The organism is Chitinophaga sp. (genome assembly GCF_036569185.1).
In the GTDB taxonomy this organism is placed as follows: Bacteria; Bacteroidota; Bacteroidia; order Chitinophagales; family Chitinophagaceae; genus Chitinophaga.
In genome coordinates this window covers 1-10,230 of record NZ_DATCRD010000060.1, presented here as the reverse complement: position 1 = coordinate 10,230, position 10,230 = coordinate 1, and the positions used below count along the sequence as shown (strand labels likewise).

Genomic DNA, 10,230 nt, shown 5'->3' with positions numbered 1-10,230 from the left:
TCAGCGGTTATCCTACCTATATCCTTCTCAATAAAAACAGGGAAATAATCGCTATGCCCGGTTACACCTCCTCCGTGGCGGATCAGCTGAAAGCTGCGCTGCGGCTGACTTCCCATAAATAGCATCAAAACAAAAACATCTCCCTAAAAACAACAAAAAACAAAACAAAGCAAAAATCAAAAAAATCAAAAGTGATCCAATCAATCAAATCAGTATAATCAGCCTAATCCTGAGTCAGACAAAATCCCCGCAATGCGGAAAATTTAACCCGCTGAAAATTTCCCGATATCGAAAACCCTTTGGATGATATAGCCCTACTTTTGCAACAGATCAGATACCTATAGTAGTACGCTGTATGTTATATGCGCGGTAACCATGTTACGGGATTCGCTTTTTTCACAGGCATACAAACGGAGAAAAATGGAGACACAGGCCTATTCCGCAGGAAGGCCCTACGGGATGCCTTTGCCCGTACATCATTCAATAAAGCTGTTTTAAAATGTATATCAGAGAACTTTTGCTAACCGGCATCCTGTTATCCCTTACCGTTTTTACTCTCGCCCTGCCAACGAATAGCGGTTATTTAAAAGAGGCATCCGGTTCCCCTATACCCGGCGCCGCTGAAAAGCTGCACCATACCAGCGTCAATGCTATTTCCCATACAGATGTTTTTTCAGTATCCGGAATGTACCCCGGGACTAACAGTGAAGGACGGAAAAATAAAGGCTATTACCAAAACAGAATATTGATATCACTTTTATACAAAGAAATATGAATGTAAATTCAAAGAAAATGCCCGGGAAGAAACCTGGTTCCCGGTCGCTGTTCTATCGTATCTCTGCCTGGCTGCACCTGTGGCTGGGCATTGCTTCCGGTATTGTTGTGGTGATTGTTTGTGTTACCGGGTGCATCTATGTGTTTAATGAAGAGATTACCGGTTGGACCGAACCAGCATCAAATATTGCGGTAAAGGCGCAGCCGCTGATCGCTCCTTCAAAGATCATGGAGATAGCTACTAAAGAATACCCAGGCAAAACCGTTGGGTATGTACTGTACAAAGAAGGAAGGGCGGTAGAAGCCAATATCGGCGGCAGGAGGGGAGGATCTACCCTGAAGCTGGATCCTTACACCGGCGCGGTGATCAGTAAAGTGAACCGTAAAGAAGGGGAAGTCGGTTTTTTCAGATGGGTGCTCAACGGGCATCGCTTCCTGTGGCTGCCTTTTAAGATCGGCCGGCCTGTGGTTAACTATAGTACCCTGATTTTTGTGATTACGCTCATTAGCGGACTGGTACTGTGGTGGCCAAAGAAATGGACAAAAAGCACCCGTAACCAGAGCTTTAGAATAAAATGGGGCGCCAGTTTCAAAAGGGTTAATTACGACCTGCACAATGTGCTGGGCTTTTATGCATTGCTGGTACTTTTTGCTATAGCCGTTACCGGTATGGTATACGGGCTGGAGTGGTGGAGTAAAAGCCTGTACTGGGCTACTTCCGGGGGTAAAGCATTGCCGGAGTTCAGGGAGCTGAAATCCGATTCTCTCCAGGCCGGCAAAAAACAGTACGATAACCTGGGCCAGAAAATGGATATCGCCTGGAAAACGGCTATAGGAAAACATCCTGAATCGGCAGGCTTTTACATGGCTTTCCCGGATACGGCTAAAAGCACCTCGTCTATCCTGGTGATCGTTTATCCTACAAAAGGACAGTACTATAACCTTCAACGGTATACATTCGATCAGCACACCCTGCAACCGCTTACCGGTAATAAACTGTACGACCAGGCTTTTGCGGAAGGCGATTTCGGTGCAAAGCTGCGGCGTATGAACTACGATATCCATGTAGGCAGCGTGCTTGGTTTGCCGGGTAAGTTCATGGCATTCTTTGCCAGCCTGATCGGCGCTACCTTGCCCATTACCGGGTTCATCATCTGGTGGGGCAAAGGCAGGAGGAAGAAAACGGCGCCGCCCGTGAAGAAGAAAGCGCAAACCGCTGCAGTGTAAATATCGCCTTCGGCGATCCGCGGATTTTGTCTGACTCAGGATTAAACTGATTAAACTGATTCCCTGGATTTGGTCATTTTTGATTTAAAGGATTGGGGGAGATATAAGCGGATATTTTTTTTCGCTTGTATCTCCCTCAATCCTTTAAAATCATTTATAAAATAAAATCAGGATAATCCTTATAATCAGTTTAATCCTGAGTCAGACAAAATCCTGAGTCAGACAAAATCCTAAGTCAGACAAAATCCATTACTTGTACAGAATTATAGAAATAATGTACAAGTAAATAAAGAAAGCGCCCTATAAATTTGTGTGTATAAATTACGGAATATGAAAGCAGTTGTTTTAAATGGTGCGGGAAGTGTAGATAACCTGGTGTTAACGGAGCTGCCGGTACCGGTACCTGCGGAAGCAGAGGTACTGGTAAAGGTTAAAGCGATCAGCATTAACCCGGTGGATGTAAAAACCCGTGCCGGTAAAGGCCGGTACAATATACTGAAGGAAGAAAGCCCGCTGATCCTCGGATGGGATATTTCAGGGGTGGTGGTAGCATCCAACTCACCGTTGTTCAAAGAAAACGATGAAGTGTTCGGGATGGTCAATTTTCCGGGGCATGGCCGCGCTTATGCGGAATATGTGGCTGCGCCGGCGGCGCACCTGGCGTTGAAGCCGGCCAACATTTCCCATGAGGAAGCGGCGGCGGCTACCCTGGCGGCGCTTACTGCCTGGCAGGCGCTGATAGATCATGCCAGCATCAAACCGGGCCACAAAGTGCTGATCCATGCCGCGGCCGGCGGGGTAGGGCACTATGCGGTGCAACTGGCTAAAAATCTTGGCGCATACGTAATAGGCACATCTTCTGCCGCCAACCGGGAAGTTATTCTTGGGCTGGGCGCCGATGAACATATCGATTATCATACCCAGCCGCTGGCGCAGTATGTGTCAGATGTGGATTTTGTGCTGGACACTATTGGTGGTGAGGTGATTGAACAGTCGCTCGAAGTAATGAAACCCGGCGCTACCATTATCAGCATTCCCTCTGGTTTCCGCGAGGCTGTTACCGCTAAGGCGGAAGCGAAAGGTATAAACGGTTTCTTTATCCTGGTGGCTTCCAATGGCGCTGAAATGGGCAGTCTTGCTGCTTTGCTGGAACAGGGCCGTCTCAGGTCCATTGTGTCCAAAGTTTTCTCCCTGGAGGAAATACGGCAGGCGCATCTCCATATAGAAACCGGCAGAACGGTAGGTAAAATTATCGTACGGGTATAACCGTTAGTAGCAATCCTTTATAATAGCAGCGCGGTGGCACCAGCGCTGCTTAATTTTTTTATGGGAGATGTAAAGAATTATTTCTACCTTGTTGTCGATAATCAGAAACAAATGCACCAGATTTATTTAAGCACACCTCCTCCTGCTGTTGTTGTTTTGCACACAAAATAACCAGCGTTACTACGGCTTTTAGCTATTCCTGTTACAGGAATCGGTTTGTCATATACATACACTGAGTCTGTTTACTGACCTGGTTATTTTCGTGTACCCCATATTCTCCCTTTATTTTTTTACACAAACGAAAATAATGACCAGGTATATATTAATGGTTTTTGCCGGCGCATGCAGCTTCGGTATCCTCTCTACTTTTGTAAAATTAGCCTACCGCGAGGGCTATACTGCCGCGGAAATATCTGTTACGCAGGCCTTCACAGGCATGGTGGTTTTATGGCTGCTGTATCTTATCAACCGGCGGCAACGCCACCCTGTGAGGCCCGCAGACTGGGCCTGGCTGCTGATTACGGGCGGATGTATTGGTCTTACCAGCTTTGTTTATTATGTATCGGTGGCTTATATACCGGCGTCGGTGGCTATCGTGATCCTGATGCAGTTCACCTGGATAGGTTTACTGATGGAGGCGTTATTTTTTAAGAAGATACCGTCTTTACTGCAGCTTGTTACCACCCTGATGATCCTGACAGGCACCTGGATGGGCAGCGGCCTGGCAGGCAATGGTTTTACAGGGCTGCCGGTAAAAGGTTTGTTATATGCCGGCGCGTCGGCTTTCTTATATGCGATGTATATTATCGCGAACAGCCGGGTGGGCAAATCGCTGGATACAGGGAAAAAAAGCGCGGTGATCATCATGGGATCCACAATGTGTATTTTTCTTGTGAATGCGCCGCAACTGGTAGCCAGCACGCATTTTAACACCGGGCTGCTGAAATGGGCGCTGTTCCTTTCGCTTTTTGGCACCATAATTCCGCCGTTGCTGTTTGCAAAAGGAATTCCCAAAGTAGGTGCAGGTATCAGCGCGGTGATCATGACTGCCGAATTACCTGTAGCGGTGGTATGCTCGCATTTTATTTTACAGGAACCGGTGAACGGTTTGCAATGGGCGGGCGTAGCGCTGATGTTGTTGTCGATGTTGCTGCTGAATGCACATTATTTCCGCAAATAGTGCCAGGGGCCGGGTATTTTGCCCGGCCTTTTTTCTTTATAGCTGGTTTCTCCATATGCCGGGTGTTTGAAGTGATCATTTCACGCAATCGTTTGTGCAGGAAAAGTCCGCTGAAATCAGCTAACATTATCCTCCGTTTAACAGTTGAATACAATGAAAAGAAGCCCCGTTTACCTGGTAGCCGTGCTGATGCTATCCGGTTTGTCGCTTTCTGCACAGGTGTATTATGCCGGGAAAGCCCCTGCCGCAGCAATAATTCAGCCGGCCACCGGTACGCTGGAAAACAGTGTATTGAAATTAAAAATCACCACATCAAAAGACCATGTACAGCAGGCTGTATTTACGGATAAGCAGACAGGTAAATCATTCAGTTTCCCGCAAGGCAATTTGTTTGAGCTTAAATTAAAAGATGGATCCGTATTAACCGCCTCCGATTTCCAGGTAAGCGCAAAACACACAGGTAATATTATGCCTTCACCGGGCGGAGTGAGACTGGTAGATGCTTTCCCGGGTAAGCAGCTGGCTTTCACATTGGTGAATGCAGCGAAGCATATCCGTATTACGTGGCAGTTCACACTGCGTAACGACTGCAACTTCGTTCAACAGCATTTCCATATTACCGACCCCAATGCGGCAATAACGGATCTGTTGCTGGTAAATGTTCCATCGGCTTATCAGCCGGCGCTTTCCGGTACAGTAGATGGCTCTCCCGTACTGGCAGGCAATAGTTTTTTTGCATTGGAACATCCGATGGCACAGGGACAGGTAACAACGCAGGGCGCCGGCAGCAGCGTGGCAGCATCTGCCACATTACGCTCCGGCAAAGGCTTTGATGTTGGCACCGCCTGGGGCGTTACACCGGAAACGCAGTTACGCCGGGGATTTCTTTACTACCTGGAAAAAGTGCGTGCCGTTCCCTATCGCCCTTTCCCGCATTATAACTCCTGGTACGATGTGGGTTACGATGGTAAAGAGATCACCGAAGCCAATGCGATGGACCGTATCCGCGTTTTCGGCGACAGCCTCGTACTAAAACGCAAAGCAAGGATCAGCGCTTTCCTGTGGGACAGTGGCTGGGATGATTACAATAAACTCTGGCACTTCAGCAAACATCTGCCCAACGGGTTTAAGAAGATGGAAGCCCTGGCTACAAAGTATCATTCCGCAATGGGCGTATGGGTTTCTCCCTGGGGAGGCTACGACCAGGAAAAGATCAGTCGCCTTGCCAGTATCAAAACATTGCATCTTCCCTTTACACCCAATGACAATGGTCTTAGCCTGGCTGATAAAAGCTATTTTGATTATTTCAAACAACTCACCACCGGTTTTGTGAAAGACCAGGGCGTGGTTAGTTTTAAGTTTGATGGTATAGGAGCCGGCAATGGCGCCAGTGGGGCGGGAGAGAAGTATGCACGTGATGTGGAAGCATTTTTACGCGTGATCACTGATCTGCGCAAAATGAAACCCGGTCTCTTTTTCAATTTAACCGTAGGCACCTGGCCTTCTCCCTACTGGCTTAATTATGGAGATGCCATCTGGCGCGCCGGCGGCGATATGGGACTGCAGGGCACAGGTACAAAACGACAGCAGTGGATCACCTACCGTGATGCAGAAGTGTATAAGAACGTGGTGCAGCGCGCAAAACTATATCCCCTCAATGCCTTGATGTATCATGGCATAGTAGTGAACAATGAGAATGGAGTAGGCGCCGGTTTTACTAACGACGATGCAGGTATTGCAGAGGATATCTGGGAATTTTTTGGCAACGGCACAGGTATGCAGGAACTGTATATCAACCCGCACCTGATGAGCAGCAACAGCTGGAATGTACTGGCAAAAGCCATGCGCTGGTCAGATCAGCACCGCCATATATTACCGGATGTGCATTGGGTGGGCGGTGATCCCGGTAAACAGGAAATTTACGGCTTTGCCGCCTGGAACCACCAGGAAGGCATACTGACATGGAGGAATCCATCTCCGGAAATAAAAAAAATTACCTTCAGGTTAAAGGATGTACTGGAATTACCGGCCGGTTACCAGGTGAAATTTTCTGTTTATAATGTAGCAGGAGAGGTGAAGGAGAAAGAGATGGATAGCGAAGCGGAGGTAATGTTTGAACTGGCGCCGTTCCAGGTGAAAGTGCTGGAGCTGAAGCCGGTGAAGTGACTATTGGCGGGAGGCGGTTCTTATGACATCATTGAGTGCTGCCAGGAACTGATCCGCTTCCTTTTTATTCCTGATAGACCTGGATAAGCTATCATTGCTTAATCGCGCCGCAGAGGTGTCACTGGAAGGTTGGGCAACTTTTGATGAAGCAGCGAGCTGAATGATTTTGTCTATTTTTTTCTGGATGTTTTTGGTCATATAGTAAAATTATGAATTTTTTTTGTGATTACTCAGTTATTAAATGAAACATATAATATCTATAAAGATCATTTGTAGTTCTTTTATAGTCAAATGATTCTGGTTTTGGTTTAAAAAAAGCAAATCCCATATTATCTTTTTCGACTGTATTGTCTCTTAATAATCTTACATACCAATCTACCCCAATGGTTACAAAGAAATCATGCAGGTAAATTTTATTAGTTAAGAACATTCTGTGATATAAATAAGCCCGCGCATCATTCGACCCATCTATTCCAATTGTGTAAGAGCTGTTTTTTTGCAAAAAACTCAAAGCAAATAGCAATACAGTTGAAAACATCTTACCGGTATTGGAATGATTAATTTTAATTTCATCATTAATTTTTCCCTCTTCATTCAAAGGACCAAAGGCAAGATTGAAAACGTTTGGTAGTAAAGGATCTGCTAAAGGTCTGATTTCTACTTTAAATAAAATCAATCCTCCATTTTTTAGCTCAGAATAGAACTTTATATCCGTCAGTTCAGACGTAATTTCTATTGGTTCAAATGTGCTATCAAAATTAATTCTAATCATTCGTCAATGTATAGTTTTACACTATACACCATGTAAGTACAAATAGTAACATATTTTAGATGGGAAAAAGAGAATTTAACGCTGTTACAACAAGCCTGATATTCTAACACCAGGCTTGCCATCACTTCTGATTCAAAATCCATTTCTCCTTATCAACCGCATACACGAAATTCAGTTTCGTCTCCTCTCCAAAATAAGCCACTTCCTGCTCTCCTACCTTCTCCGCACCTATACGGCCGATAGCTATCTGCGAACGGATATTCCCAGCGCCGATATGAAAATATACACGCGGAACAAACCGGAAAAGATAATCCAGCATCATTGCTTTTACTCCTTTGTTAATACCCTTGCCCCAGTATTGTATGCCATAAAACGTATAGCCGATAAGTATACTGTTTTCCGCTTCATTATAATCATACATACGGGTGCTGCCCGCAATTTTCCCGGTTTGTTTATCCACAATTTTAAACGCGCCTTTGCTTTGTATGGCCCCATCAAAAAAAGTACGGAAAACATCCTTTTTCCAACGGTCACGATTGGGATGCTGTTCCCATATTTTAGGATCGGATGCAACTGCATACAACGCTTCAAAATCTTCTTCCTGCAATGGATAAAGAATTACCTGTTCATTTTCCAATATGGGCTGGATACTGAATTTCATACGGTGTTTTTTTGTTGAGATATACCTGGCAACCGCCAACGCAAATGTATTCATTAACCAGGTGCCGCTGGTAGTCCACCTTCAACAAAATTGGTAGTCCAGTTTCACTTAAACGGGTCCGCGTATTTCGGATCTGTTACCAGCGACTGGTCCGTAAGCGTTTTAAGGAACGCAATGATATCGCTCTTTTCTTTTGCTGAAAACAGCAAGCCTTCGTTTTGGATCCCGGAGAACTGGATCCCGATATTGGGATTTTGTTTGATACCGGTAGAATAATGTTCTATAGCGTCTTCGAGGGTGGCAAAGCGGCCGTCGTGCATATACGGAGCGGTAAGTGCCACATTTCGCAGGCTGGGGATTTTAAAGGTCCCCTGGTCTTCAGGTTTATGGGTAATTTCACCGATGCCCTTATCGGTATAATTGCTTTCCAGCCCATTGTTGGAGCCAATTCCCGTGTTCAGCCCGGTGTTATCCACAATCAGGAAGGAGGAAATTTGTCCGGGCTGGGAAGTGGACAGGTCGCTGTGGCATTCGGTACAGAAATCCACCTGCAGTAACCGCAACCCGTTTTTTTCAGCAGGAGTAAAATTGCTGAACTGGGTAGCTACTCCCTGGTCGTATTTGGAGTTGAACGAAACAATACTCCGCAGGAACTGGGACAATGCCCTGGCTATTTTATCGGAGGTAACTGCCTCGCTGCCAAAGGCGGCTTTAAACAGGGGAGGATAGTAGCTGATGCCGGTCAGCTTTGTTTCCAGGGCTGCCAGGGAGGGCATTCCCATTTCTATATGATCCTGTATAGGCATCAGGGTTTGGGTTTCAAGGTCTTTGGCCCGCATGTCCCAGAACATGGTGGCCAGCCGGAAGAAGCGGAGATTTACTACCGGCATGCTGTTCCTGCGGGTAAGTTTTCCTTCAAACCCTTCGGATAGCGCTATACCATCGGTGAAGGCCTTATCCTGGTGATGGCAGGAGCCGCAGGATTTTGTATTGTTCACCGACAATGATTTGTCGTAGAACAATACCCTGCCCAGCGTGGCCCCTGCATTGGTAATAGGATTACCGGCAGGAGTATTGTCCAGGCCGGGATTGGCGTTCATAAATGCCTGCATATAAGGAGGCATGTTATTACGGGTGCCAACATAGTCGTAAAGCGTTCCGGGCAGGTTAGGAGCAGAGGGATTATTGGGAATGGGATGTTCACCGGGACCGGGCGTGGGCTCATTGCTGTTGTTTTCTTTTTTGCAGGAAACAGTATTAAGAAGAAGAACGGCTACGCCGGCTACCAGGCATACAAGATTTTTTTTGCTGATGGTTTTCGTCATGGTACAGATATTTGAGCTAATACACATCAATGTCTTTTTACCCTTATGGGGAACCGGTAAAAAAATTATTTTTGGAAGAAGTAAGGGTATTTGAATGATGAAGTGTATTACTCCTGAACTATCACAACAATCACGGTAACCGGTTTAGTATTGGACGAAAATATAGGTAAGGAAAATGACCTGTACAGGCAGATAGCAGCCTACTTTCATACATATTTTGAAGGTTTGCACCGTTATGCCTTCACCATACTGAAAGATAATGATGATGCGAAAGATGCAGTGCAGGCGGTTTTCCTGAAGTTGTGGGAGAAAAGGGCGGCAATAGATGAACAGCAGTCGGTGAAATCCTATTTATATACCGCCATTTATCATTATTGCCTGAATGTAAAGAGACATGAGAAAATAAAGGAGCAGTATATAACAACCAATAATCATACTGCAGGTGAATTCCGGGACCCGCTTGTGAGCAAGGAAGCTTACCGGCGGATTATGGGAGGTATTGAAAGCCTGCCGCCACAATGTAAACTGATTTTCACCAAAAGCAGGTTTGAAGGAAAAAAGTATGCAGAAATTGCCGGGGAGATGGGATTGTCGGTAAAGACCGTGGAAGCCCAGGTGGGAAAGGCTTTGAAGATCCTCCGGGAAAACCTGCCCGATAGAATGACCGTCGTATTTATTTTACTTTTATTACAACCATAATGAGCAACGGGGAGCTGTCATACGGGTTATTAGGCAAATACTTTTCGGGGGAAGCTTCCCCGGAAGAAGCCGTAGCGGTAGACGATTGGGTAAGGCAGCACCCGGATCACCGCAGGTTATACGACGAAGCCGCCGCGGTGTGGGATAATGCCGCCGGTGC

10 protein-coding genes are annotated in these 10,230 nt (G+C 46.1%); 6 read left to right on the top strand and 4 right to left on the bottom strand.

The window, feature by feature from the left end:
- Nucleotides 1-771 precede the first annotated feature (771 nt).
- From VIM72_RS04425 to VIM72_RS04410, 4 genes are all read left to right on the top strand, one after another.
- A complete protein-coding gene (locus tag VIM72_RS04425) occupies nt 772-2,001 on the top strand; it encodes a PepSY-associated TM helix domain-containing protein (protein WP_332001656.1) in 1,230 nt (409 codons plus the stop codon).
- 330 nt (nt 2,002-2,331) lie between these two features.
- On the top strand, nt 2,332-3,267 hold the full coding sequence (locus VIM72_RS04420) for an NADP-dependent oxidoreductase (RefSeq protein WP_332001655.1): 936 nt from the start codon (nt 2,332-2,334) through the stop codon (nt 3,265-3,267).
- 307 nt (nt 3,268-3,574) lie between these two features.
- Nucleotides 3,575-4,447, top strand: coding sequence for a DMT family transporter (locus tag VIM72_RS04415; RefSeq protein ID WP_332001654.1), 873 nt, complete (start codon nt 3,575-3,577; stop codon nt 4,445-4,447).
- 153 nt (nt 4,448-4,600) lie between these two features.
- Nucleotides 4,601-6,613, top strand: a complete 2,013-nt coding sequence (locus VIM72_RS04410; RefSeq protein ID WP_332001653.1) for a hypothetical protein — start codon at nt 4,601-4,603, stop codon at nt 6,611-6,613.
- Here the strand turns inward: VIM72_RS04410 and VIM72_RS04405 are convergent, their stop codons facing one another.
- The 4 genes from VIM72_RS04405 to VIM72_RS04390 all read right to left on the bottom strand — a co-directional run bounded on the left by VIM72_RS04405 (nt 6,614) and on the right by VIM72_RS04390 (nt 9,371).
- Nucleotides 6,614-6,811 carry a hypothetical protein gene (locus tag VIM72_RS04405; RefSeq protein ID WP_332001652.1) on the bottom strand — a complete coding sequence of 66 codons (198 nt, stop codon included), beginning with the start codon at nt 6,809-6,811 and terminating at the stop codon, nt 6,614-6,616. It lies immediately after the preceding gene.
- A 28-nt stretch (nt 6,812-6,839) separates the two neighbouring features.
- Nucleotides 6,840-7,385, bottom strand: a complete 546-nt coding sequence (locus VIM72_RS04400) for a DUF6934 family protein (RefSeq protein ID WP_332001651.1) — start codon at nt 7,383-7,385, stop codon at nt 6,840-6,842.
- A gap of 121 nt (nt 7,386-7,506) precedes the next feature.
- On the bottom strand, nt 7,507-8,046 hold the full coding sequence (locus VIM72_RS04395; protein ID WP_332001650.1) for a GNAT family N-acetyltransferase: 540 nt from the start codon (nt 8,044-8,046) through the stop codon (nt 7,507-7,509).
- 104 nt (nt 8,047-8,150) lie between these two features.
- Nucleotides 8,151-9,371, bottom strand: coding sequence for a cytochrome-c peroxidase (locus tag VIM72_RS04390; protein ID WP_332001649.1), 1,221 nt, complete (start codon nt 9,369-9,371; stop codon nt 8,151-8,153).
- A 150-nt stretch (nt 9,372-9,521) separates the two neighbouring features.
- On the opposite strand from VIM72_RS04390, the gene VIM72_RS04385 reads away from it, so the two are divergent.
- Both VIM72_RS04385 and VIM72_RS32370 read left to right on the top strand, forming a co-directional pair.
- Complete coding sequence (locus VIM72_RS04385) at nt 9,522-10,070, top strand: RNA polymerase sigma-70 factor (RefSeq protein ID WP_332001648.1); 549 nt, start codon at nt 9,522-9,524, stop codon at nt 10,068-10,070.
- A partial coding sequence (locus tag VIM72_RS32370) for a FecR/PupR family sigma factor regulator (protein WP_414648940.1) occupies nt 10,070-10,230 on the top strand: 161 nt, incomplete at its 3' end. The genes VIM72_RS04385 and VIM72_RS32370, both read left to right, overlap by 1 nt.